Here is a 24,995-nt window from a genome sequence, read left to right on the forward strand (position 1 = left end):
GGGTGCGCGGACCGGGCGTGCGGCGCCCCGGCGCGCCGGGCGGCGGGCCTCCACGCGCCCGCGGTCAGCCGACACTGAACGCCCCGGCCGGGGGCGGCGGGGAGTCGGTGGCGGTGGCGTCGGTCACCGCGGCGGTGCGCGCGGTGAACGCGGCGAGGTCCGCGCCGTCGGTCAGCCGGGCCGGGAAGACGTCGCCCGCCAGCCGCCGGCTGAGGTCCGCGACCGGCAGCGGCCCCGCCGAGCCGACGAGCAGGATGTTGCCGTACCGCCGCCCGCGCAGCACCGGCGGCTCCGCGATCAGACAGACCTCCGGGAAGACCGCGCGCACCGTCGCCGCCTGGGCCCGGGCGAAGGCGAGCGGCGGGCCGTCCGCCAGGTTGGCCGCGTAGCAGCCGCCCGGGCGCAGCGCGGCCGCGGCCAGCCGGAGGAACTCCACCGTGGTGAGGTGCGCGGGGGTCCGCGAGCCGTGGAAGACGTCGGCGACGACGAGGTCCAGCGAACCGGGCGCGGCCTGCGCGAGCGCCGCCCGGGCGTCGCCGACCACGGTCGTGATGTCGGCGCCGGGCCCGTCCCACGGCAGGTGCTCCTCGACCATCGCGAGCAGCGGGCCGTCCACCTCGGCCACGTGCTGCCGGGAGCCGGGGCGGGTGGCGGCCAGGTAGCGGGGGACGGTCAGCGCGCCGCCCCCGAGGTGGAGCGCGTCGAGCGGCCGGCCCGCCGGGGCGAGCGCGTCGACCAGGTGGCCGAGGCGCCGGGTGTACTCGAACTCCAGGTGGGTGGGGTCGCCGAGGTCGACGTAGGACTGCGGGGTGTCGTCGAGGGTGAGCAGCCAGCCACCGTCGTGGTCGATGTCGGGCAGCAGCTTCGCCTGCCCGAGGTCGGTCCGCCACACGACCGGCACGGGGTCGTCGTCGGGCGGTCTGGGCGTGTCGGGCATCTCGGGCATGACGGCAGCATAGGCGGCCCGTCCGAGTCGCCGTCACGCCCGAGGCTACCGGCCGGTATCGTCGGTGCTCCGGGGCGGCGACACCGCAGCGACCCGCAGCGATACCGAGCAGAGATTGGGTGCGACTGGACATGGAGTTCCGCGAAGACATCCTGGGTGCCCCCTACGAAGCGGTCGAGCTCCCGCTCCGCCCGGACGAGGAGGGCGAGGTCTCCGCCACCCTCGTCCGGCGGCTGGTCCCCGGTTCGGACCAGGCCGTCCTCTACATCCACGGCTACAACGACTACTGGTTCCAGACCCACCTCGCGGACCACTACGCGGCCGCCGGCTTCTCCTTCTACGCGCTCGACCTGCGCAAGTACGGCCGCTCGCTGCGCGCCCACCACTCGCCGAACTTCGTCCGCGACCTCGCCACCTACGACGAGGAGCTGGACGAGGCGGTCAGGATCATCCGGGAACTGGACGGCCACACCCGGCTGCTGGTCAACGGCCACTCCACCGGCGGGCTGATCGCCGCCCTCTGGGCGGGCCGCCGCGCCGGGCGCGGGGTGGTCGACGGGCTGTTCCTCAACAGTCCGTTCCTGTCGATGCCGGCCGCGCCCGCCGTGCGCACCCTCGGCGCACCCGCCCTGGACGCGCTCGGCCGCTTCGCCCCCACCCGGGTGCTGCCGTCCGCCCTCAACCCGCACTACGTGCACAGCCTGCACCGCGACCACCGCGGCGAGTGGGACTTCGACCTGCGCCTCAAGCCGGCCGAGGGCGTCCCGCTGTTCGCCGGCTGGCTCGCCGCCATCCAGCGCGGCCACCGCGAGGTCCGGCGCGGCGCCGGGGTCGACGTCCCGATCCTGCTGATGGCCTCCACCGCCTCGATCTCCACGACCCGCTGGCACAACGCCCTCCACCACGCGGACGCCATCCTGCGCGCCGACGACATCGCCGCCGCCGGGCCCCACCTGGGCCGCCACGTCACCATCGTCCGCATCAAGGGCGGCATGCACGACCTCGTCCTGTCCGGCGAGACCGCCCGCACCCAGGTGTTCGCCGAACTCGACCGCTGGCTCGGCGCCTACTTCCCCCTCCCCGTGCACTGACCCGCTGTGCGCTGACCGGGCCCCGGGCACGGGTCGGCCCCCGCCCGGTCGCCGGGCGACGGGCGCTGGCCGACGGCACGCCCCGGCCCACGCCGTGCGGCCGCTCCGGGCGCGCGCCGAAACGGTCCGTGCGCCGGTCCCCCGCGGTCCGCCGACCCGGGACGTCCCCGCCGCCCCCGCCCGGGCGGCGGGCCGGTCGGCGGACCGCGGCCGTCCGGATGACGGAGCCCGGGCCGCGGGATTGACCCCCGCCTGCTCCCCCGTGCGCCTGCTGTGCGCCCGTGATTCTGTGGAAGGCTACCCGGGCCCCTGTCACTTCCCTTGCCGAGAAGGCGAGTTGAGGAGCCAGCATGCCGCATGGACACGGCCCGCAGGACGACCACCAGGACGGGCACAGCGACCCCTCCCTCTACCGCACGCCTGCGGAGGCGATCGCCGCGCCGCCCGAGAAGCTCGCGTACGTCGCCGGATTCGACCGGTCGGCCCAGCAGCCGGACGCGCTGATCACCGTCGACACCGACCCGGAATCGCCGAGCTACGGGCGGGTCCTCAACTTCACCCCGATGCCGGGGGTCGGCGACGAGCTGCACCACTTCGGGTGGAACGCCTGCTCCAGCGCGCTCGCGCACGCCTGCCACGAGAACCCGGAGCGGCGCTACCTGCTGCTGCCGGGGCTGCGGTCGTCGCAGCTGCACGTGCTGGACACCCGGCCGGACCCGGTGCGGCCGCGACTGGTGAAGACGGTCGCCGCGGAGGAGCTGGCGGCGAGAGCGGGCTACTCCCGCCCGCACACGCTGCACTGCGGGCCGGACGGCGTGTTCCTCTCCTGCCTCGGTGCGGCGGAGGGCGCGGACGGGCCGGGCGGGGTGGCACTGCTCGACCACACCACCTTCGACGTGCTGCGCCCCTGGGAGACCGAGCGCGGTCCGCAGAACTTCGCCTACGACGTGTGGTGGCACCTCGGCACCAACGTCGGCATCACCAGCGAGTGGGGCACGCCGTGGATGGTCGAGGACGGCATCGTGCCGGAGCTGCTGCTGGGCCGCAAGTACGGGCACGCGCTGCACTTCTGGGAGCTCGACTCGGGGCGGCACCTGCAGCGGATCGACTTCGGCGACCAGTACCAGATGGTCCTGGAGCTGCGTCCGGCGCACGACCCGCAGGCGGAGTGGGGCTTCGCCGGAGTGGTCACCAACGTCGAGGACCTCTCCGCCTCGGTCTGGCTCTGGTACCGGCAGGGTGAGGCGTTCACCGCGCGGAAGGTGATCGAGATACCCGCCGAGGAGGCGAAGGCCGAGGACCTGCCGCCGGCGCTCCAGCCGTTCGGCGCGGTGCCGCCGCTCATCACGGACATCAACCTGTCGGTCGACGACCGCTGGCTGTACGTCTCGGCCTGGGGCACCGGCGAGCTGTTCCAGTACGACGTGTCGGACCCGTTCCACCCGAGGCTCACCGCCTCGGTCCGGCTCGGCGGGGTGGCGGCCCGCACCCCGCACCCGGCCGAGCCCGGCCGCCCGCTGAGCGGGGCGCCGCAGATGGTGGAGATCAGCCGGGACGGCCGGCGGCTCTACGTCACCAACTCGCTGTACGGGGCGTGGGACGACCAGTTCTACCCGGACGGCATCGAGCCGTGGATCGTCAAGCTGGACGCCGATCCGGAGGCGGGCGGGCTGACCGTGGACCAGCGGTTCTTCCCGCACGGCGAGGAGTTCCGCGGGCTGCGGGTGCACCAGACGCACCTGGCGGGCGGGGACGCCTCCTCCGACTCGTACTGCTACCGGTAACGGCGGCGGGCGGTCCGGCGGCGGAGGCGGCGGGCGGTCCGGCGGCACGGGCCGGCGGCGGGTCGTCCGGCTCCGGGTCGTCCGGCTGCGGCACCGGCAGGCGCCGGGTGGCGGTCAGACCCGGCCGAGGACCGGCTCGTGGTGGATCCGCCCCGTCGGCAGCCCGTCGGCGGCCAGCCTGCTGCGGACCTCGTCGACCAGGCCGGCCGGGCCGCTGACGCAGGCCAGGTGCTCGGACCAGTCGCCGGCCCGGCCGACCGCCTCGGCGAGCCGGCGGCCCGGGCCGCCGCCGGTGCGCCCGCCAAGCTCGTCGTCGGCGACCGGGATCAGCTCCAACCACGGCTTGCGGCCGCCGAGTTCGGCGAGGGAAGGCCAGTCGTAGAGGTCGGCCCGCGCCCGGGCGCCGACGAACAGGTGGACCCGGCGGCCGCGCGGGCGGTGTTCGACCAACTGCTCGACGATCGCCTTCATCGGGGCGAGTCCGGTGCCGCCGGCCACCAGGAGCAGGTCCCGGCTGTCGTCCTCGGGCATCAGGGTGCCGCGCGGCGGCCCGAGCCGCAGCCGGTCGCCGACGGCCGTGCACTCGACCAGCGCCTCGCTGACGCCGCCCGGCCCGGTGCGGCGCACGTGGAACTCCAACTCGTTGTCCTCGCGCGGCGCGCAGCCCATCGAGTACTGCCGCCAGGTGTGCGGCAGCAGCGGGTGCTCCACCGTCCCGTACTGCCCGGCCCGGTACGGGTACGGCTCGCCGGTGCGGACGCGCAGCACGGCGAGGTCGGGGCGGCGGCGCTCGTGGCCGACCACCACGGCGTGCCAGTACGGGGGTTCGGTGAGCGCGGACTCGGCGCCGGCCACCATCGCATCGACCGCGAACCGCAGCATCCCCACCCAGGCGGCCTCCAGTCCCGGGCTCCAGCAGGATCCGGCCCGCTGCCGGATCGCCTCGCAGAGCGCCTCCTCGAAGGCCTGGTAGTGCACCGGCCGGACGCCCAGTTTCCGGTGGTCCCGGCCGAGTTGGGTGAGTGTGGCGGCGAGCTGGGCGGGGCGGTGCAGATTCTCGACCAGGTAGTCGAACATCCGCTCCAGGTGGGCCTGCTGGAACTCCATCGAGTCCGGGAAGAGCGCCCGGAGGTAGGGGCGGCGGCGGAACATGGACGCGTAGAGGCGGTCGATCAGGTCGGCGAACGGGCTGACCAGGCCGAGGCTCTGCACGATCAGCCGCTGGTCGGCGGCACCGTCGTACTCCCCGGCCGCTCCGGCCGCCCCGCCCGCCCCGGGGTGCCGGGCGTCCGGTGCCGCGGTGCCGGCGCGGGGGCCCGTGCCGGCGTCGGGGAAGGAGTCCAGGGGGGACGGCGCCGGCGCGAGGATCTGCCGGCGGAGGCGCATGGCGTGGTGGCGCGCGATCAACCGGTCGTACTCGGTGGTGGTGCTGCTGATCTCCATGGCCGGAAGCCTAACTACTCGTCAGTCACCTGACGGATCCCGTCCGTTCACCTCCCAGCGGGCGCCCTGGGGCCTCCGACCCGCCCCGGCCCGAATCCGGGCAGGCGGCGGCCCGGGTCGGCGTCCGGTCCAGTAGACGACGGGGCCCGGGGTGCGGGACAGGGCCGGTGGTCCCCGCCCACCCGGGACCACCGACCCCACCGCCCCGCCGCAAAGGGGACTCCCGGCCCACTCCGGCCGCCCCGGCCATGACGGCCGCGCCGGGCGCGACCCCGACCCCCGGCCCCCGGCCCGCCGAGGTCGTCCCCACCACTCAACGCGGCGCCCTCCCCGGGCTCCTCGCCCCGTACCTCACCGGGCGTCTCCTCGACGCCGCGGACGCGCCCGGCACGGGCTACCGCACCGCCTTCCTCGTCGCCGCGCTCGTGATGACGGTGGCGGGGGCGCTCGCCGCCCTCGCCATCCGCCCCGAACACGACGCCCGGCGTCTGGGGCTTGCGGGCGAGCCGGCGGCGGCCGGGCCGGGGGCGGGCGTGGGATCGGAGGCGCAGCCGGGAACGAGGCCCGGTCCGCAGTCGAAACGGCGCCCGTGACCGAGGGGCGGGAGCGGACCGCACGAACGCCTCACGCCCGGCGCCCGCACGCTCCTACGACTACGACGAGGCCGAGGGCCCGTCCGGCCGCCGGTCACCGGCCCGTCGTACGGGGACGCCGCGGGCCGCGCCGAGGCGGCGGGGTTCGACCTCTCGGAGCCCGGCGACTGAGAGCCCGACGGCTCGGCGGCCGACGGAGACTGCCGGGACGGGCCGGTCGCGGTCCAACTGGCCAGCAGGCGGAGCGACTCGGCCGAGGACGAGCCGGGATCCGCGTGGTAGGCGACCAGCACCTGGTCCGCGTCCCCGGCCGGGCGGAGCGTCTCGTAGCGCAGCGTGAGCCGGCCGACCACGGGGTGGTGGAGCTCCTTGGTGCCGTGGCCCTTCTCCCGGATGTCGTGCGCTGCCCAGAGGCGACGGAAGTCGCCGCTCTTGAGGGAGAGTTCGCCGATCAGCGAGGTCAGCCGGGGATCGTCCGGGTCACGGCCGGCGTCGAGCCGGAGGATGCCGACCACGTCGGCCGCCTTGCCCTCCCAGTCCAGGTACAGCTCGCGGGCGGCCGGGTCGAGGAAGACCTGCCAGGCCATGTTCCGGTGGTCCGGCGGCAGCGCGGCGAAGTCCCCGGCCAGGGCGCTGCCGAGCCGGTTCCAGGCGATCACGTCGAGCCGGCGCCCGATGACGTAGGCGGGGACGTTCTCCATCGCGTCCAGCAGCTGCTGGAACTCCGGACGGACGGGCTGCGGACGGGCGGGCCGTCCGCGTCCCGGGCGGCGCCGGACCGGCTTGGTGATGCGGCGCAGGTGCTCGCGCTCGGCGTGGGTGAGCCGCAGGGCGCGGGCGATCGCGTCCAGGACGGCCTCCGAGACGTTCTCGCCGTGCCCCTGCTCCAGCCGGACGTAGTACGCCGTGCTCACCCCGGCCAGCTGCGCCAGCTCCTCCCGGCGCAGCCCGGGGACCCTCCGCCGGCCGCCGTAGTCGGGCAGGCCGACGTCGGAAGGCTGAAGCCGGGCACGCCGGGAGCGGAGGAATTCGCTGAGTTCGGTGCGCTGGTCCACCCCTGCAGTATGCGGGCGTCCGGCGGCCCGGCGGGCGGCGGAGGGTGATACTGCCGTTGATAGGAACGCCGGGCGTACGATAACCGCTGGTCTGTTTCGGCCGGGCCGCCGGGCCGAGCCTTGAGGCATGACGAACACGACGGTCACGGACACCACCGACACGAACACCGTGGTCACCGGCACCGAAGCCGACGCCGCAGCAGGCACCGCGGCACGCACCACGGCCGACACCGCCACCGGCACCACGGCCGGCTCCGCGGCGGGCACGATCGCCGCCTACGCCGCCCCCGCCCCGAAGGCCCCCCTGGAGCGGACGACCGTCCGCCGCCGGGCGCTGGGCACCCACGACATCCTGATCGACATCGCCTACGCGGGCATCTGCCACTCCGACCTCCACCAGGTGGCCGAGGACTGGGGTCCCGGGATCTTCCCCATGGTCCCCGGCCACGAGATCGCCGGCGTGGTCGCCGAGGTCGGCCCGGAGGTCACCCGCTGGGCGGTCGGCGACCGGGTCGGGGTCGGCTGCTTCGTCGACTCCTGCCGGGAGTGCGACAACTGCCTGGCCGGGCTCCAGCAGTACTGCACCGGCGAGGGCGGCGCGGTCTTCACGTACAACGCCGTCGGCCGGGACGGCTCGCCCACCCACGGCGGCTACGCGAAGCAGCTGGTGGTGGACGAGGGCTACGCGCTGCGGATCCCCGACGCCCTGCCGCTGGACGTCGCCGCGCCGCTGCTCTGCGCGGGCATCACCCTGTACTCGCCGCTGACCCGCTGGGGCGCCGGTCCGGGCCGCAAGGTCGCGATCGTCGGCCTGGGCGGGCTCGGCCACCTGGGTGTGAAGATCGCCCGGGCCAAGGGGGCGGAGGTCACCGTGCTGAGCCAGTCGCTGCGCAAGCGCGAGGACGGGCTGAAGCTCGGCGCCCACGACTACCGGGCCACCTCCGACCCGGCCACCTTCACGGAGCTGGCCGGCACCTTCGACCTGATCGTCAACACCGTCTCGGCCGACCTCGACCTGAGCGGCTACCTCGGCCTGCTGCGGACCGACGGCACCCTGGTGCAGGTCGGGGCCCCCGAGAAGCCGGTCTCGGTGAACGCGCACGCACTGCTGACAGGGCGCCGGTCGCTGGCCGGTTCGATGATCGGCGGCCTGCCGGAGACCCAGGAGATGCTGGACTTCTGCGCCGAGCACGGGATCGGCGCCGAGATCGAGCTGATCCGTGCGGAGCAGATCAACGAGGCGTACGCGCGGGTGCTGGCGAGCGACGTGCGGTACCGGTTCGTGATCGACACCGCCACGATCTGACGCCGCCGGTCCGGCGGCCCCGACGCCTGGCCGCCACGACCGCGGCCCCGCCCCCGGTGCTCTCCCTTCACCGGGGGCGGGGCGCGGGCCCGGCGTCCCTCTCTTCTCAGGCTCCGGCCGGGCGGGCCGCCTTGCGGCGGGCGGTGCCCCGGCGCAGCCTGCGGCGGCGCGGGGGCTGGTCGGGCAGCCAGCCGAAGGTGAGGCAGCTGCCGACCACGCCGAACAGCATGCCGATCAGGAACCCGCCCAGGTTGGACGTGAGCCAGCTGCCCAGCGACGCCAGCACGGCGAGGATCGAGTAGAACAGCCGCTGGGCCGGGTTGAAGAGGATCAGCAGGCCGCAGAGCGTCATGACCGCCGGGACGAGGTAGCCGGCCATCCCCTGGAGCCCGATGTGGAGGACGACGGGCAGCGGGGCACGGAGGGTGAAGAGGATCTCGGCACCGCCCAGCAGGACCAGCAGTCCTCCCCAGAACGGCCGTCGGCCCCGCCAGCCCCGCCACCCCGGGCGGGCGGCGGGTCCGGCGGCGGGTCCGGCGGCGGGTCCGGCGGCGGGCCGGTCGGCGGCGCTCCCGGCCGATTCCCCGGCCGTCCGGTCGGCGGTGTGGCCGGTACCCGGTCCGGTACCCCCTTCGGCCGTCCGTCCGGCCGTCCGTCCGGCACCCTGGTCGTCCGTCCGGTCGGCGGTCGGACGGGCGGTCCGCTCCGCGGCGGGTTCGGGCTCGGCCACCGTCAGCAGCCCTCCGAGCTGAAGCTCAGCCGGAGGTGGGGCAGCTTGAACGCCCCGGCCGTGGTCGCGTAGTTGTGCTGCCGCAGATTGTTGATCTTGACGGTGTCGGCCTGCTGGCCGAAGACGCCCGGCAGGCCCTGGACACCGGCCTTGGTGTAGGTGCTGGCATCTCCGCCGATCTCGATGTTCTTGAACTCCGCGTCGCCCGAGAGCAGATCGGAGTCGGTGGTGAGGTCGGTGGCGGTGACGGGCGTCCCGGCGTCGCCCGCCTTGATCAGCAGGTTGATGCCGCCCAGGTCGACGCTCTGGCAGAGCTTGGTGAGCGAGGCCTCCTTGATCGCGGAGACGGCGACCAGCACCTGACCGCCGGTGTCGCCCTCGTTGGGGCTGTTCTCGATCATGTGGTCCAGGCTGCCGAACTGCTCGAAACCGATGCCGTCCAGGCTGTCGGCCGTGACGGTGAACGGCATGCCGGAGATGGCGAACTGGGCGGCGAGCACGCCCTGGGCGGTCAGGGCCATCAGCAGGCCGCCTGCGACGACGGCGGGAACGGCCATCAGCGCGGTGCGCCTCAGCCGGACCCGGCCTCTCGACTCGGCGGGCGCTCCGGTGGCCCCGGTGCTCTCGGTGGTGCGGGCGGCGTCCTCGGACGTGGCCATGTGTGCTCCCTGGAATGGTGGGGCGGGCAGGCACTGGCACGTTGCCCTGGCGCGGACAGCGTTCTGCGGACCGGCCGGGTCGACCGCCTCTCGGCAGCGGGGCGGGCCGTCGGATCCGCAGTGGGTAACTGGGAAGCTACTGCCCGGTATTCGGCGGGTCAATACGGGTGCACGAAGGATCATCGACCGCTCCGGCACGGCCGGGCACCGCCCCGCGCGACCCGGCGGACGGACCTCCGGAGCCGGGGCGGCCGCGCCCGGGACCGCTGGTCACACCGCGTCCGGCGAGCGCCCGCACGGTTGCCGCCGATCCGCTCACCGCCTGCCCGTCGACCGCCTGCCCGTCGACCGCCCGCACGGTTACCGCAGGCCGGTCACACCGCCTCCGATCACCGCCCGCACGGTTACCGCACACCCGGCCACCGCCTCCGGTCACCGCGCACCCGGCCACCGGCGCCCCGGCCACCGGCTACCGCCCGCCCGGCTCCTCCGTGCCCGGCTCCACCGCTTCCGCCGGACCGGGGACCGGAGCCAGCCGCCGCGCCGCCTCCTCCGGCCCGAGGAAGGGCGCCAGGCAGAACAGGCTCAACGTCGGCAGGAGCCGCGGCAGTTCCTCCGTCCGACCGGCCCCGATGCAGCGCTGCAGGGTGTTGTACACACCGCCGACCACCGCGTCGACCATCGTCTCCGCCAGCACCCCGGACGGGAGTTGCGGCACCTCGGCGAAGAAGGCCCGGAAGCGGGTGAGGAGTTGGTCCCGTTCGCGACGCCCGGCCGGACCGACCGCGTCCAGTTCGATGACCGCCATGGTGGCGAAGGCCGGTACTCCGGCGAGCAGTTCGAGCATCGCCCGGAGCGCCTCACGGATCCCGGTGCACCAGTCCGGCGCCGCCGCGAAGGCCGCCGCCATCCGCCGGATCACCACCCCCGTGCCGTGCCGGTGGGCGGCCAGGAAGGCGTCCTCCTTGCCGGTGAACAGCTCGTAGAAGACCGGCCTGGTCACCCCGGCCGCGCGGCAGATGTCGCTCACCGTGGCGTGCTGGTACCCGTGTTGCGCCACCGTGTGCACCAACCCGTCGAGCAGGCGCTCCCGCTGGGTGGCGGCGACCACGTCGGGGGGCAGCCGGCTCGGACCTCTTTTGATCGACCGGGCGGGGTCGCGACCAGTGCGCGCGCCGGGCAGGAGCACCACGTCCACACTTCGAGCAGACTCCGGTTTCATCGCCAACTCCTGTGTTCTGTCTTGACATTGACGCGACGTCCGGTTTACAACACTGACGGGTTTCCAATCTGCGGCCAGGCCGCCGGAGACCCGCACGCGTTCCGACTGCCCAGTATGGCGAACGCATGCCCGGCGGTGGCAGCCGCCGACGTGCACCCGGCACGCCCTAGCACCCGTCCCACCCCGGGCGTGCCATCCGCACCACCCGTACCCCCGCCGTACCTCGCCGTACTCCGCCGTACCCCCGCCGCGTCCCGGCGTACCGCCCGGTCCCCCGCCCCACCCATGGCGTCGGACCGCGCCGCACCCCGACGCGCCGCGGCGTACGGGCGGGCCCGTGGCGCCGGGCCCGCCGAGTCATCGTCCGCGGTGCCACGTCACCCGCACATCCGCACCACCCCGTCACGGTCGCTCCCGGCCGGCCACCGCCGTACGCCACCCCCACGCGACCCCGCGGGCTCCCCCACCCGACTCCGTCCGGAGAGGCACACCCTCATGCGCATCCGCCGTACCCTCGGTACCGCCGCCCTCGCCGCCGCCGCGGTGCTGGCCGCCGGCACCGTCACCCCCGCCCAGGCCGCCGGCCCCGCCGTGCTGACCCACACCGCTCCCGGCGGCCCGAACGTCGCCGTCGGCGACGTCCTCACCGCCAACCTGGTGGCCGGCGGCTTCGCCACCTTCTACTCCAGCGCGACCGGCACGAGCGGCATCAAGTGCGCCACCTCGTCCTTCTCCGCGACCGTCACCGGCAACCCGGCCGCCCCGGGCGTGGCCACCGAGCAGCTCAACAGCCACATCTTCGGCTCCTGCACCGCCAACGTCGTCGGCGTCACCAGCGTGCAGAGCATCACGGTCAACAACCTGCCCTACACCAACTCGGTCAGCGACGCGGCCGGCAACCCCGTCAGCCTCAGCCCGACCGCGGCCGGACCGCTGCAGACCACCGTCGTGCTGAAGACCATCCTCGGCACCATCACCTGCGTCTACCGCGCGCCCGGCAGCATCGCCGGCACCACCAGCAACGTCGGCCAGACCATCGGCTTCGCCTCCCAGGCCTTCCCGAAGGTCTCCGGCCCGAGCACCTGCTTCCCGACCGGCTACTTCAGCGCGACCTACGGGCCGGTGACCGACAGCTCGGTGCCCGGCAACCCGCACATCTACATCAACTGACCCTCCGGGCAGGGCCCTCGGCACCTGCGCGCGGCGTGCGGCGACCCCGGTCACCGCACGCCGTCCGGCGCCCGGCCCCTCCCGGGAGCGCACCCCTTCCGTGGACCGGCACCCCTCCCGGTCCACGGGCCCTCCTCCGCCACCCGGCCCGGCCCCGGCCCGCCGGCCCGCCAGCCCGAGGGAGCCCGAGGAGCCCGGCGGGCGAACCGCGGCGGCTCCCGGGACAGCGAAGTGACCCACCGGTAGGGTGCTGGCGACAGGCACCGTGATCGACGGGAATGGGGCACGCATGGACCGCGAGGGCACGGGGTTCTTCGAGTCGGTGGCCGACACGGCCGCGCGGCTCGCCGAGGCCGGCTACCTGGCCTCGACCGAGGTCGCCACCACCGTCTTCCTCGCCGACCGGCTCGGCAAGCCGCTCCTGGTCGAGGGCCCCGCGGGTGTCGGGAAGACCGAACTCGCCAAGGCCGTCGCCGCGATCGGCCGCGCCCGACTGGTCCGGCTCCAGTGCTACGAGGGCATCGACGAGGCCCGCGCGCTCTACGAGTGGAACCACGCCAAGCAGCTGCTCCGGATCACCGCCGGGCGGGAGGAGGGCTGGGACCAGGCCCGCACCGACATCTTCGGCGAGGAGTTCCTGCTCACCCGCCCCCTCCTGACCGCCATCCGCGGCGACGAGCCGACCGTGCTGCTGATCGACGAGATGGACAAGGCCGACGTCGAGGTGGAGGCGCTCCTGCTCGAAGTCCTCAGCGACTTCCAGGTCACCGTGCCGGAGCTGGGCACCATCACCGCCCGCCGGCGCCCGTTCGTGCTGCTCACCTCCAACGCCACCCGGGAGCTCTCGGAGGCACTGCGCCGCCGCTGCCTCTTCCTCCACCTCGGCTACCCGGAGGCCGAGCTGGAGCGCCGCATCGTCCGCTCCAGGGTGCCCGGGCTGGACGCCGCGCTGGCCGACTCGCTGGTCCGGGTGGTCGGTGCGCTGCGGGCCATGGAGCTGCGCAAGGCCCCGTCCGTGGCCGAGACCGTCGACTGGGCCCGCACCCTGCTCGCGCTCGGCGCCGGCACCCTCGACGAGGCCCTGGTCCGCTCCACCCTCGGGGTGGTCCTCAAGCACCAGGACGACGTGCTGAAGGCCGCACAGAAGCTCACCCCGGCATGATCCCCGGCCCGACGCCGGCGGCCACCGGGGGCACGGACCCCGCGCCGCCCGGCACCGCCGACCTCGCCGCCCGGCTCACCGGCTTCGTCCGGGCCCTGCGCGGCCACGGCCTGCGGATCGGACCGGCCGAGACGGTGGACGCCGCCGCCGTGCTCGACGTCCTCGGCCTCGCCGACCGGGACCAGGTCCGGGCCGGCCTGGCCGCCGCACTGCTGCGGACCGACGGGCAGCGGCCGGTCTTCGACGCCGCCTTCGACCTGTTCTTCCCGCTCGGCGTCGGGACGCCGGAGGCCGTCCGGCAGCGCACCGGCCGGGACGCGTCCGGCGCACCGGACGCCGCCGATCCGCCGTCACCGGACCCCTGGCCCCCGCACGCCGCCTCCCCGGACCACCCCGCCCCGGACCCGGCGGCGCTCCGGGAGGACCTCCGGGCCCGGCTGGCGGCCGCGCTCGCCGCCGACGACCGGGCCGCCCAGGTCCGACTCGCCGGCGAGGTGGTGGCCGCCTTCGGCCGGTACGGCAGCGGCGGGGCCTCCGGCACGCCCGGGGCGAACGGCTGGTCCGCCCACCAGGCGCTCGGCCGCCTCGCACCCGAAACCCTGCTGGCCCGCATCCTCGCGGCGCTGCGCGCGGGCGCCGACGGCTCCGGCCCGTCGGGCCCGGACGGCGCTTCCGGCGCCTCCGGCATTCCGGGCGCGGACGTCGCCGACCAGGTGCTCCCCGACGAGATCCGCCGCCGCATCCAGGCGTTCCGCGCGATGGTCGCCACCGAGGCCCGCCGCCGCGCGGCCGAACTGCGCGGCACCGAGCAGGTCGCCGCACGGGCCGTCGCCCCCACCGCCGACCGGATCGACTTCCTCGCCGCCGGCCGCGACCAGCTCGCCGAACTCCGGCGGACCGTCCACCCCCTGGCCCGGAAGCTGGCCACCCGGCTGGCCGCGCGGCGGCGCCGGGCCGCGCGCGGCCGGATCGACCTGCGCCGCACGCTGCGCCGTTCGCTCTCCACCGGCGGGGTCCCGCTGCGCCCCGCGTACCGGCTGCGGCGGCCGGCCCGCCCCGAGCTGGTGCTGCTCTGCGACGTCTCCGGGTCGGTGGCGGGCTTCGCCGACTTCACCATGCTGCTCGTCCAGGCGATGCGCGACCAGTTCAGCCGGGTCCGGGTGTTCGCCTTCGTCAACCGCACCGCCGAGGTGACCGGCCTGCTCACCAGGGGCGGCGGCGACCCCGCCGGCCTGGCCCGACGGATCCTCACCGAGGCCGCGGTGATGGGCTACCACGGCAACAGCGACTACGGCTCGGCCCTCGGCGGGTTCGCCGAGCACCACCTGGACGCCGTCGGCCCGCGGACCAGCGTGCTCGTCCTCGGCGACGCCCGGAACAACCACCGGGACCCCAACCTCCCCGCCCTCCGCCTGATCGCCGGGCGGGCCCGCCGCGTCTACTGGCTCAACCCCGAGCAGCCCTCCCTCTGGGGCACCGGCGACTCCGCCGCCCCCGCCTACGCCGGTGTCGTGGAGATGCACTCCTGCCGCAACGCCCGCCGCCTGGGCGAGTTCATCGCCCGCCTGCTGCCGGTCTGACGGACCGCGCGACGGGACGCCCGCGAGGCCTCCCCCGACGGGAGCGGCCCCCGGCGGTCGCGGCCCCCGGGCGTCGCGGCCGTCCTCAGCCGTCGAGGTGCCGGAGGAAGTCGAGCAGCGCCGCCGTCACCTCGGCCGGCCGCTCCTGCTGGGTCCAGTGCCCGGCGCCCGGGAGCGTGACGCGGCGGTGCAGCTTGGGCACCATGGTGTCGAGCAGCTTGCCCAGTGCCTCCTCGGAGATCATCGCCGACACCAGGTCCCGGTCGCCGGCGACGTAGAGGGCCGGCACCTCGACCACGCGGCCGACGAGTCCGGCGAGCAGTTCGTTGTTGCGGTCGATGTTGCGGTACCAGTTGAGGCCGCCGGTGAAGGCGTGCTCGCCGTGTTCCGCGTAGTCGGCGACGAAGGCCTCGATGTCGGCCTCGGAGAGCCAGTCGGGCAGCTTCTCGGGCTCGGGGACGGTGTCGCGGAACGTCCGGCCCTCGGGCACCGTCCAGGTCTCGGGCCGTTCCGCGCCGGGGCGGTCGCCGGAGCCGCCGAAGAGCATGCGGCGGAAGGTGGAGTGCAGGTCCTCCGCGAGTTCCGCGTCGGCGACGCCGGGGCGCTGGAAGTAGATCTGGTAGAAGCCCTCGCCGTAGAGTTCGCGGGCCTGCGCCAGCGGCGGCGGGCCGAACGTCGGGAGCGGCGGGACGCTCAGCCCCGCCACCCCGCGGACCAGGTCGGGGCGGAGCGTGGCGGTGGTCCAGGCGACGGGGGCGCCCCAGTCGTGGCCGACCAGAACGGCGCGCTCCTCGCCGAGGGCGCCGATCAGGGCACTGGCGTCACCCACCAGGTGGAGCAGGGTGTAGGCGTCGACGGACGCGGGCTGCTCGCTGCGGGCGTACCCGCGCTGGTCCACGGCGACCACGCGGTAGCCCGCCTCGGCGAGCGGGGCGAACTGGTGCCGCCAGGAGTACCAGCTCTCCGGGAACCCGTGCAGCAGCAGGACCAGCGGCCCCTCCCCCTGCTCCGCGACGTGCAGCCGGACTCCGTTCACCTCGACGTGGCGGTGTGCGATCTTCCCGTACGCCTGCAGGGTCATGCGGCCTCCCTGGTAGCGGTTCGTCACCGGGTCGGACGGACGGTGTCCGACCGTTCGTCCCCACCCTGCCCACCGGGGCACCCCCGGAATCCCCGGCCGCGCCCGCCGACCAGGTGGCGGCGGAGCACGCGGACCGCCGGGCCTCTGCCCCGCCGCCGTGCGCACCCCCCTGCGTTCCGACCGGGCGGACGACCGGACGGGCCCCGCGCCCCCGGCCGTCCCGGGCCGCCCGGGCCGCCTTGGCCGCGAGCACGACGCGGCCGGGCCCGGGCTGCGCGGTGCAGCCCGGGCCCGGCCCACGGCCCGTCAGGCCCGCGCCCCGCCGGCCCCGGGCTCGGTGGCCCGGACGGGGAGGGGCGGGGCGGTGCCGGTCGGTGTCAGTTGTTGCCGCCCCCGCCGTTGCCGCCGCCGTTGTTGCCGCCGCCTCCACCGGTGGCGGGGGGCTGGATGATCAGGTCGAGCAGGCCGCCCAGGATGTTCGGGCTGTAGACGTTCGTGTTGCCGCAGATGTTCGCCACCCCCGCGTCCCCTCCGACGGCGCAGCCGACCACGGGCTTCTGGTCGTGGCCGCCGTGGCCGTGGTACGCCCCGGATCCTGCGGCGGCACCGCCCGCTCCCGCGAGCACGAGGCCGCCGACGAGGGCGGAGACAGCAGTGATCTTCTTGATCATATTTACACCTCATTCGTTGAGATCCCCGCTTGATAGTGCGAGCGCGGAAGAGCCGCCGGCGCCAGGCAGGGCCGCGGAACGGGCGTCCACGAACGAGGTTCACTCCCCTCGCCCAACCGGGACGAGGGGAGTTCCGTCAGTCCTCGCGCCCCGCGCGGTCCAGGTAGGCGGCGCAGACCGCGAGGAGGCCGCCCAGCACGATCATGACCAGGTAGCCCGCCGTCTGGTGTCCGGCGGGGACCAGGTACCGCACGAAGCCGAAGACGCGCAGGCCCCACAGGTGGTCCGAGACGAGACCGCTGATGCCTCCGACGACGAGGACGAAGCTCACGAATCCGAGCAGGTTCTTCATGCCCCCAGACGCTAGAGCGCCGGTCCGGTGCCCGAATCCGACTTTCGGAGCGGCCGTCCGCCACCAAAGTCGCGCACACGAACGGGCAGCACCCGGAACGCTCCACGGAACAGCGCCCCGGAGAGCAGCGGCGCGGCGGCGAGCGCCGGGGCCGCGGCCAGCACGAAGCAGAGGGAGAGCGGCAGCTGACCGACCGCCAGGCCGACGGTGGCGGCGCCACCGGCCGACCCCGCGTTGAACGCGGTGTTCACCCAGGCACCGGCCCGGGTGCGGGCCTCGGGTGCGACGGCCTCGTCCGCCACCAGGTAGGCCGTGGTGACGGTGGGTGAGACGAAGAGCCCGGCGAGCGCGGCGGCGGCGCCCAGCAGGGGAAGGTTCGGTGCGAACCCGGCCGCGGCGAGCACCACCCCGAGGCCCGCGGTCAGCAGCGGCAGCCGGGCGGTGTTCGGCAGCGGCCGGTCGAGTGCGCCGAGCGCGAGACCGCCGACGGCGCTGCCCGCCGAGAGCGCGGCCAGCACCCACCCGACCGCCTCCGGGCGGCCCCGCTCCTCGGCGAAGGCGACCACCATCAGGTCGAGTGCCCCGAGCGCGAGGCCGGTCGCCGCCGCCGCGAGCACCGCGCGGCGCAGCAGTCCCCGGCCGCCCCGGGGGCCGTCTCCTCCGGCCGCCTCACCGGCGGCCACCGGCTCCCCGGGAGCGGGCGCGGCCGCCGCCACCGGTACGGCCCGAGCGGCCGGAGTGGCGACCAGCAGCAGCGTTCCGGTGAGGACCAGCCCCGCCCCCACCGCCACGGCGCCCGCCGGGCCGGTGACCGGGAGGAGCAGGCCGACCAGCAGCGGGCCGGTGACGAAGAGCAGTTCCTCCGCGACGCCGTCCAGGCTGTAGGCGCGGCGGAGGAGCGCCGGGTCGGGCAGCAGCCCGCGCCAGAGCGTCCGCATGACCGGACCGAGCGGCGGGGTGCAGGCGCCGGCGGCGGCCACCAGCGCCCCGAGGGTCAGCGGGCCCGCCCCCGGCCGCGCGGTGGCGGCGGCCGTGGCGAGGAGCAGCACCGCGTACAGCCCGGCCATCGGCGGCAGGGTGCGACGGGGACCGTGGCGGTCGACCAGGCCGGCACGGGCGGGCGAGAGGAGGACGCTGGTCAGGGCGAACAGGGCCATGGCCGCACCGGCCGCGGAGAAGGAGCCGGTGGTGTCGCGGACGGCGAGCAGCAGCGCCAGCGGGACCATCCCGTAGGAGAGCCGGCCGAGCAGGGCGGCGGCGAAGGTGCGGCGGGCGTACGGGACGCCGAGCACGGCGCGGTAGGAGGGACGGCGGGAAGGGCCGTCGGACGGGGCGTGCGGGGGCACGGTGGCGGAGGTGGACACGGGAACGTTCCTCGGGATGACCGGGCGGGGCGCGACGGCCCTCGGCCCGGGTGCGTACGGGGACACCGGAGCGCCGCGCCGGTCGGTGGGGCGCGGTCGCGGCGGGTCGGTTACGCACGAGGAGCGGACATGGTCCCGAACGGTACCAGCCCCGCCGGGGAGCGCGAAGACCCCGGACGGATCCCCGGACGGATCCCCGGACGGAAGCCCGGACGGAAGCCCGGCGGGGGCGCGACGGGATCCCCGGCGGGGGCCCGGACGGAGCAGCGGGCAGGGCGGGGCGGCGGGCGCCCGGGTACGTTCGCGGTGTGCAGCAGAGGTCACTCCACGTCAGCAGAGGTGCCCGTGCCGGGAGACCGGTGGCAGCGGGCGCCGTCGCCGCGCTGGTCCTCGCCGCCGGATCGTCGGCCGTGGCGCCCGCGGCCTTCGCGGCGCCCGCGACGGCACCCGCCGCGGCGACGCCCACCCCGTCGGCGCGCGCCACCGCGACGCGCACGACGTCGCCCGCCACGACGGCGCCCGCCACGACCGCGCGCGCCACCGCGGCGCCCTCCGCGGCGGCGCCCGACAGGACGTCACCCGCGACGGCACCGCCCGTCGCCCCGACCGCGCCCGCGTCACCCACCGCCCCGACCGCCCCGGTCCCCGGCGGCGCCGCCACCCCCGCCGCCTCCGGCGCGGCCCGGGCCGCCGGAGCCGGTACCGCGCAGGACGCGACGGCCGTGGTCGGCGGCGAGCGGCTGAGCCGCACCGCCGTCCAGGTCGCCCCGCGCAGCGGCGCGCCCGCGCTGCCCGCCGAGCTGACCGGGCGGTCCTGGCTGATCGCCGACGCGGCCACCGGCGAGGTGCTCGCCGCCCGCAACGCGCACCTGCCGCTGCCGCCCGCCAGCACGCTCAAGATGCTCTTCGCCGACACCGTGCTGCCCAGGTTCGACCGTTCCCTGGAGCACCGGGTCGCGCCGGCCGAGCTGGCGGAGCTCGGTGCGGGCAGCAGCCTGGTCGGGATCAAGGAGAACCTGCCGTACCGGGTCGAGGACCTCTGGCGGGGCGTCTTCCTCGCCTCCGGCAACGACGCCGTCCACGTGCTCGCCCACATGAACGGCGGAATCGCCAGGACCGTCACCCAGATGCAGGACCGGGCCCTGGCCCTCCAGGCCCGCGACACCCGGGTGGTCTCGCCGGACGGCTACGACCAGGAGGGGCAGGTCTCCTCGGCGTACGACCTCACGCTCTTCGCCCGGGCCGGGCTGCGCCTTCCCGACTTCCGCGCGTACTGCTCGACCCGCACCGCCCGCTTCCCCGGCGGGGTCGACAGGACGACCGGCCTGCGCGGCTCCTTCGACATCGCCAACACCGACCGGCTGCTCGGCAGGTACCCGGGTCTGATCGGGGTGAAGAACGGCTACACCACCAACGCCGGTGCCACCTTCACCGGTGCCGCCGAACGCGGCGGGCGGACCCTGCTCGTGACGGTGATGCACCCGGAGCAGCAGAGCAAGGTGTACGACGAGGCGGCGGCCCTGCTGGACTGGGGGTTCGCGGCGGCGGGCAAGGTCGAGCCGGTCGGGTACCTCGTCGAGGAGGCGGGGGCCTCCGCCCCCGCCGAGGCCCCCGGCGACCCCGGCGCGGCCGAGGCACCGGCCGCCGGTGTGCTGCCGCAGGCCATCCGGCAGGCCGACCACGCGCTGGGCCCGGCCGGGTGGACGGCGGTCACGCTGTGCGGGGCGCTGGCGCTCTGGGCGGCGGCACGGGTCCGGTCCCGGCGGCGGCTGCACGCGAGGCCCGTCGCGGGTCCGGCGGGCACGGCCCCCGCCCTGCCCCCGGTCCCGGCCCCGGTCCCGGCGGCGTTCACCGGGCACCCCGGGTACGACCGGTGGACGGCGCTCCCCGGCCCGGACACGGCCCGCGGCCCCGTCGTCCCCTACCCCCCGGGCACGCCCGCCCGCCCCGCCACCGCTCCACTGGTCCCTCCCCTCGTCGCCGCGCCCGGCCGCCCGGCCCGCACGGGTGCCACGGCGGTGGGCGCGCGGGCGACCGGCGCGACGGCGGTCGGCGGCCGCGGGCGTCGCCGGCTCGCCCGCCGGGCCCGGGGGCTGGCGGTGTCGGCCAGGGCCCGGCTCGCCCCGGCCCGCGGCCGGCGGTAGCCCGGGTCGGCGGGGGCCGGAACCCCGTCGCCCGAACGGCCGAACGGCCCCGTCCGGTCCGGGCGGCCCCACGGGCGTACGGTCCACGGGCGTACCGTCCCCGGCACCGGACCGGGCCTCCCGCCGGGAGGAAGCCGCCCTGTGCCCCACCCCGTACCCCGCTCGGCGACCCGGGCGGACGGCCGCCGGCCACCCGCCGCACGGGACGCCCGACCGGCGTGCGGCTCCCCCCGCCGGGTGTTCTGATGGCCCAGAGCCCGGCCCGGCCCCGCAGTGCCCGGTACGGCACTGCCCGGCACGGCCCCGCCCGAGGGCCCCGCCCCGCCCGACGGAGCGCGATGAACGGAGCGACGGATGACCGACCTGCCCTTCGACGACACCACCGACTTCGAGAACGCCGACCGGGGCTTCCTCGGCGCCCTGTCCCCGGGCGTGGTCAAGGCCGCCGACGGCCGCGTGGTCTGGGACGGCGACGCCTACGACTTCCTCCGGGCCGACTGCCCGGACACCGTCCACCCGAGCCTCTGGCGGCAGTCCCGGCTGACCGCCCGGCAGGGGCTGTACGAGGTCACCGACCGGGTCTACCAGGTGCGCGGCCTGGACCTCTCCAACATGACGCTGGTCGAGGGCGAGCGCGGCGTCGTCGTGATCGACCCGCTGATCTCCGCCGAGACGGCCGCCGCCGCCCTCGCGCTCTACCGCACGCACCGCGGCGACCGCCCGGTCACCGGCCTGGTCTACACCCACTCGCACGGCGACCACTTCGGCGGTGCGCGCGGGGTCCTGCCGCACGGCACCGAGGACGGCGTGCCGGTCATCGCGCCGGCCGGCTTCCTGGAGCACGCGGTCAGCGAGAACGTCTACGCGGGCAACGCGATGCTCCGCCGGGCCGGCTACATGTACGGCGACCACCTGCCGCGCGGCCCGGAGGGGCAGGTCGGCATCGGCCTCGGCTCGGCGACGTCCACGGGCACCATCACGCTCATCCCGCCGACCGTGGACATCACCCGGACCGGCCAGGAGGAGACCGTCGACGGCGTGCGGATCGTCTTCCAGCTCACCCCCGGCACCGAGGCGCCGGCCGAGATGAACTTCCTCTTCCCCGAACTGCGCGCGCTCTGCCTGGCCGAGAACGCCACCCACAACCTGCACAACATCCTGACGCTGCGCGGCGCCGTGGTCCGCGACGCCCGGATCTGGGCGCGGTACCTGGACGAGGCGATCGAGTACTTCCACGGGCGGTACGACGTCGCCTTCGCCTCCCACCACTGGCCCACCTGGGGCCACGACGAGGTGGTCCTCTTCCTCTCCCGGCAGCGCGACCTCTACGCCTACCTGCACGACCAGACGCTGCGCCGGCTCAACGACGGCCTGACCGGCCCGGAGATCGCCGAGGAGCTCCGGCTGCCGCCCGACCTGGAGCGCAGCTGGCACGCCCGCGGCTACTACGGCTCGCTCAGCCACAACGTGAAGGCGGTCTACCAGCGCTACCTGGGCTGGTACGACGGCAACCCGGCGCACCTGTGGGAGCACCCGCCGGTCGAACTGGCCAAGCGGTACGTCGAGGCGGTGGGCGGCGCGGCCGTCGCGCTCGCCAAGGCCCGCGGCTACGCCGAGGCCGGGGACCTCCGGTTCGCGGCCACGCTGCTCAACCACGTGGTCTTCGCCGAGCCGGACGACACCGCCGCCAAGGAGGAGCTGGCGGCCGTCTACACCGTGCTCGGGCGCGGCGCGGAGAACGGCACCTGGCGGAACTTCTACCTCACGGCCGCGCTCGAACTGCGCGAGGGGACCGGCCGCGCGCCGTTCGACACGAGCAATCCCGAGATGCTGTCAGCGCTCACCGTGGAGATGCTCATCGACTCGGTGGCCCTGCGGATCGACGGCCCGCGCGCCTGGGACGAGCGGCTGACCGTGGACCTGGTGCTCACCGACGAACAGCGCCGGTACCGGCTGACCCTGCAGAACGGCGTGCTCACCCACCGCGCCGCGCCGCTCGACCGGGCGCCGAGGACGCCCGCCGGACTCACCCTCACCCTCACCAGGCCGCAGTTGCTCGGTGTGCTGGCGGGCGGGAGCCCGGACGGGATCGCCGCCGAGGGCGACCCGGCGCTGATCGGCCGGCTGCTCGGGCTGACCACCAGGCCGGACCCGGGGTTCCCGATCGTCACGCCCTGAGCGGGGCACGGGCGGGAGGCGGCGGCCCGGCGGCCGGACCGGCGGCCGGACCGGCGGCCGGAACCGCCGCCCCGGGCCACCCCCGGCCACCACCGGCCACCACCCGCCGCCTCCCCGCCCCGACCGGCCGTCACCGCCTCGACGCCGGTCCCGCCCGGCCGGCGCCCTAGAATTCCCGCCATGAGCGCCCCCACCCCGCCGACCGGCCCGAACGACCCGCAGGACCCGGCCGCCCCGCAGGAGCCGAACGCCCCTCGGGAACCCGCCGACCACCGGCAGCGGCGGCTCGAACGCCTGGTCCGGCTCTCCTCCGGGAGCTACCTCCTGGTCACCACGTACAAGAAGGACGGCACCACCGTGCCGACCCCGGTCTGGGTGGTGCGGGACGGCGAGGCGCTCGGCGTCTGGACGGTCACGGACTCCTGGAAGGTCAAGCGGATCCGCAACCGCGCCGACGTTCTGGTCGGCTCCTGCGACGTGCGCGGCAACCCGACCGGTGAGCAGTACCCGGCCACCGCCGAGATCCTCGGCCCCGAGCGCACCGCCGCCTACCGGACGCTGCTGCGGCAGAAGTACGGCCTGCTCGGTGTCGTCACCGTGCTGGGGAGCCGGCTGCGGCGCGGCGACCGCGGGACGACGGGCATCCGGATCACGATCGCCGACTGACGCCGGCCCAGGCGGCCGGGCGGGCACCCAGGCGGGCAGCTGGGAGCTGGGCGTCCGGGAGCTGGGCGTCCGGGAGCCGGGCGTCCGGGAGCCGGGCGTCCGGGAGCCGGGCGTCCGGGAGCCGGGCGTCCGGGAGCCGGTGCGTCCGGCCGCTCACAGCCGCCCCGCCCCCGTCGCCTCCCGCCCGTCGACGAAGGTCGCCACCACGTCGATGCCGCCGATCCGGGAGGGCTCGACGCGCCGCGGGTCGTCCCCCAGCACGACCAGATCGGCGCGCTTCCCCGGGGTGAGGCTGCCTACGCTCTCCTCCCACCGGCAGGCGTACGCCCCGGCGACCGTGTAGGCGTGGAGCGCCTCCTCCACGGTGACCGCCTCGGCCGGGCCGACGGCCCGGCCGGAGCCGGAGGCGCGCTCGACCATGAACTGGACGGCCCGCAGCGGCGCCCCGTCCGCGACGGGCCGGTCCGAACTGCCGACGAGCGTCACCCCGTGGTCCAGGAACCCCCGGCCCCGGTACATCCAGGCCGCCCGCTCCGCGCCCATCACGTCCGCGTAGTCGTCGCCGAAGGCGTGCAGGAAGGTCGGCTGGACGACCGCGCTGACGCCGAGCCGCGCGAACCGCGGGAGCTGGTCGGGGCGGACCAGCCCGGCGTGCTCGATCCGGTGGCGGGCGTCCGGCCGGGGCCGCAGCCGCTGCGCCCGCTCCAGTGCGTCGAGCGCGAGGTCGACGGCGCGGTCGCCGATGGCGTGGACGGCGAGCTGCCAGCCGGCGAGGTGGCCGTCCACCACGAGCTGCGCCAGGAGTCCGGGGTCGTCCTGCAACCGACCCGTCTCGTGGGTGCCCTCGTACGGGGCGGTGAGTGCGGCGGTGCGGGCCATCATGCCGCCGTCGGTGTAGATCTTGAGCGCGCCGAGCGAGAGCCAGTCGTCGCCGAAGCCGGTGCGCATGCCCAGGTCCAGGGCGCGCGGCAGGCCGTCCTCCCGGTGGGCGTCGCGCGGGCGCAGCGTGTCGCCGGCGGCCATGAGCTGCACCCGCAGGGGCAGCCTCCCCTGGTCGCGCAGCAGCTGGTAGGCGCCCAGTTCGACCGGACTGTGGCCGAGCAGGCCGCCGCCGATGCCCGCCTCGGCGACGGCGGTGACGCCTTCGGCGAGGCAGGTCCGGGCCGCCCTCGCGACGGCGTCGGCGATCTCGGCCTGGGCGTAGGGCAGCCGGTGCCGCCTCGCCGCGGTCATGGCGCCCTCGGCCAGGAAGCCGTCCTGGTGCCGCACGCCGGCGGGGAGGAGGTCCAGGACCGCGCTGTTGACGACGCATCCGTGGCCCGAGTCGTGCATCAGGAACACCTTGCGCCCGTGGCTGACGGTGTCCAGTTCGGCGGCGGTCAGGTGGCGGCCCAGGGCCCGCTGGTCGTAGCCCATGACGTCGACCCAGTCGCCGGGCGCGCCCGTGCGCGAGGCCGCTCCGGCGACGACCGCGAGCACCTCCTCGGCCCGCTCGCACGGGGCGACGCTCGGGGCGACCTGCTTCAGCCCGGTCCACGCCAGGTGGACGTGGGCGTCGATGAACCCGGGGAGCACGGTGGCGCCCTGGAGGTCGACGACCTCGCGGGCGGGCAGCGAGGTCACGGCCTCGTCCAGGCCGACGATCCGGCCCCGCCAGATGCCCAGGTCGCGGGCGACCGGGTGGTCCGGGTCCATGGTCACGATGGTGGCGTTCGTCAACCTCGAACACAGCACGGGGAGTCCGTCCGCAGGGAAGCGGGCCGAGCCGAACCCTTAGGTTAGGCTCTCCTTATCACAG

At 75.9% G+C, this 24,995-nt stretch carries 18 protein-coding genes and 2 pseudogenes; 9 read left to right on the top strand and 11 right to left on the bottom strand.

Annotation, left to right across the window (positions count from 1 at the left end; genetic code table 11):
- Positions 1–64: 64 nt before the first annotated feature.
- Positions 65–937 carry a spermidine synthase gene (locus OG550_RS02025; protein WP_327683644.1) on the bottom strand — a complete coding sequence of 291 codons (873 nt, stop codon included), beginning with the start codon at positions 935–937 and terminating at the stop codon, positions 65–67.
- A gap of 140 nt (positions 938–1,077) precedes the next feature.
- Here OG550_RS02025 and OG550_RS02030 point away from each other — a divergent pair, with 140 nt between their 5' ends.
- The gene (locus OG550_RS02030; protein WP_327673829.1) at positions 1,078–2,037 is read left to right on the top strand and encodes an alpha/beta hydrolase; all 960 of its coding nucleotides are present in this window, start codon (positions 1,078–1,080) and stop codon (positions 2,035–2,037) included.
- A gap of 350 nt (positions 2,038–2,387) precedes the next feature.
- Positions 2,388–3,821: a selenium-binding protein SBP56-related protein gene (locus OG550_RS02035; RefSeq protein WP_327673832.1), complete on the top strand. Its 1,434-nt coding sequence runs from the start codon at positions 2,388–2,390 to the stop codon at positions 3,819–3,821.
- 114 nt (positions 3,822–3,935) lie between these two features.
- Here OG550_RS02035 and OG550_RS02040 read toward each other — a convergent pair whose 3' ends face one another.
- Positions 3,936–5,264 carry a globin domain-containing protein gene (locus tag OG550_RS02040; RefSeq protein WP_327673834.1) on the bottom strand — a complete coding sequence of 443 codons (1,329 nt, stop codon included), beginning with the start codon at positions 5,262–5,264 and terminating at the stop codon, positions 3,936–3,938.
- Positions 5,265–6,063: 799 nt separating this feature from the next.
- Positions 6,064–6,912: pseudogene (locus OG550_RS02045) on the bottom strand (helix-turn-helix domain-containing protein); the annotation flags it as partial.
- A 127-nt stretch (positions 6,913–7,039) separates the two neighbouring features.
- Here OG550_RS02045 and OG550_RS02050 point away from each other — a divergent pair.
- The gene (locus OG550_RS02050) at positions 7,040–8,218 is read left to right on the top strand and encodes an NAD(P)-dependent alcohol dehydrogenase (protein ID WP_327673836.1); all 1,179 of its coding nucleotides are present in this window, start codon (positions 7,040–7,042) and stop codon (positions 8,216–8,218) included.
- Positions 8,219–8,324: 106 nt separating this feature from the next.
- Here the strand turns inward: OG550_RS02050 and OG550_RS02055 are convergent.
- From OG550_RS02055 to OG550_RS02065, 3 genes and pseudogenes are all read right to left on the bottom strand, one after another.
- A pseudogene (locus OG550_RS02055) lies at positions 8,325–8,729 on the bottom strand (DUF6114 domain-containing protein); the annotation flags it as partial.
- A 221-nt stretch (positions 8,730–8,950) separates the two neighbouring features.
- Entirely contained in the window at positions 8,951–9,607 is a 657-nt protein-coding gene (locus OG550_RS02060; protein ID WP_327673838.1) for a DUF6230 family protein, read from the bottom strand.
- Positions 9,608–10,076: 469 nt separating this feature from the next.
- Complete coding sequence (locus tag OG550_RS02065) at positions 10,077–10,829, bottom strand: TetR/AcrR family transcriptional regulator (RefSeq protein WP_327673840.1); 753 nt, start codon at positions 10,827–10,829, stop codon at positions 10,077–10,079.
- 495 nt (positions 10,830–11,324) lie between these two features.
- On the opposite strand from OG550_RS02065, the gene OG550_RS02070 reads away from it, so the two are divergent.
- The 3 genes from OG550_RS02070 (at position 11,325) to OG550_RS02080 (ending at position 14,741) form a co-directional block, all read left to right on the top strand.
- Entirely contained in the window at positions 11,325–11,999 is a 675-nt protein-coding gene (locus OG550_RS02070) for a Tat pathway signal sequence domain protein (RefSeq protein WP_327673842.1), read from the top strand.
- Between the two features lie 289 nt (positions 12,000–12,288).
- Positions 12,289–13,161, top strand: a complete 873-nt coding sequence (locus tag OG550_RS02075) for an AAA family ATPase (protein WP_327673844.1) — start codon at positions 12,289–12,291, stop codon at positions 13,159–13,161.
- The gene (locus tag OG550_RS02080) at positions 13,158–14,741 is read left to right on the top strand and encodes a vWA domain-containing protein (RefSeq protein WP_327673846.1); all 1,584 of its coding nucleotides are present in this window, start codon (positions 13,158–13,160) and stop codon (positions 14,739–14,741) included. Before OG550_RS02075 ends, OG550_RS02080 begins: the two co-directional genes overlap by 4 nt.
- Before the next feature lie 85 nt (positions 14,742–14,826).
- Here OG550_RS02080 and OG550_RS02085 read toward each other — a convergent pair whose 3' ends face one another.
- The 4 genes from OG550_RS02085 to OG550_RS02100 all read right to left on the bottom strand — a co-directional run bounded on the left by OG550_RS02085 (position 14,827) and on the right by OG550_RS02100 (position 18,209).
- Positions 14,827–15,822 carry an alpha/beta fold hydrolase gene (locus tag OG550_RS02085; RefSeq protein WP_327673848.1) on the bottom strand — a complete coding sequence of 332 codons (996 nt, stop codon included), beginning with the start codon at positions 15,820–15,822 and terminating at the stop codon, positions 14,827–14,829.
- Positions 15,823–16,199: 377 nt separating this feature from the next.
- A complete protein-coding gene (locus tag OG550_RS02090) occupies positions 16,200–16,493 on the bottom strand; it encodes a hypothetical protein (RefSeq protein ID WP_327673849.1) in 294 nt (97 codons plus the stop codon).
- Positions 16,494–16,629: 136 nt separating this feature from the next.
- Positions 16,630–16,845, bottom strand: a complete 216-nt coding sequence (locus OG550_RS02095) for a hypothetical protein (RefSeq protein ID WP_327673851.1) — start codon at positions 16,843–16,845, stop codon at positions 16,630–16,632.
- Positions 16,846–16,856: 11 nt separating this feature from the next.
- Entirely contained in the window at positions 16,857–18,209 is a 1,353-nt protein-coding gene (locus OG550_RS02100; protein ID WP_327673853.1) for an MFS transporter, read from the bottom strand.
- Between the two features lie 359 nt (positions 18,210–18,568).
- On the opposite strand from OG550_RS02100, the gene OG550_RS02105 reads away from it, so the two are divergent.
- The 3 genes from OG550_RS02105 (at position 18,569) to OG550_RS02115 (ending at position 23,197) form a co-directional block, all read left to right on the top strand.
- The gene (locus tag OG550_RS02105) at positions 18,569–20,353 is read left to right on the top strand and encodes a D-alanyl-D-alanine carboxypeptidase family protein (protein ID WP_327673855.1); all 1,785 of its coding nucleotides are present in this window, start codon (positions 18,569–18,571) and stop codon (positions 20,351–20,353) included.
- Between the two features lie 354 nt (positions 20,354–20,707).
- Positions 20,708–22,531, top strand: a complete 1,824-nt coding sequence (locus OG550_RS02110; protein ID WP_327673856.1) for an alkyl/aryl-sulfatase — start codon at positions 20,708–20,710, stop codon at positions 22,529–22,531.
- Positions 22,532–22,825: 294 nt separating this feature from the next.
- Positions 22,826–23,197 (top strand): PPOX class F420-dependent oxidoreductase, encoded by a 372-nt coding sequence (locus tag OG550_RS02115; protein ID WP_327683646.1) that lies wholly within the window; start codon positions 22,826–22,828, stop codon positions 23,195–23,197.
- 153 nt (positions 23,198–23,350) lie between these two features.
- Here OG550_RS02115 and OG550_RS02120 read toward each other — a convergent pair whose 3' ends face one another.
- Positions 23,351–24,931 carry an amidohydrolase gene (locus tag OG550_RS02120; protein WP_327673858.1) on the bottom strand — a complete coding sequence of 527 codons (1,581 nt, stop codon included), beginning with the start codon at positions 24,929–24,931 and terminating at the stop codon, positions 23,351–23,353.
- Between the last annotated feature and the right edge of the window lie 64 nt (positions 24,932–24,995).

The organism is Kitasatospora sp. NBC_00458, from assembly GCF_036013975.1.
In the GTDB taxonomy this organism is placed as follows: Bacteria; Actinomycetota; Actinomycetes; order Streptomycetales; family Streptomycetaceae; genus Kitasatospora.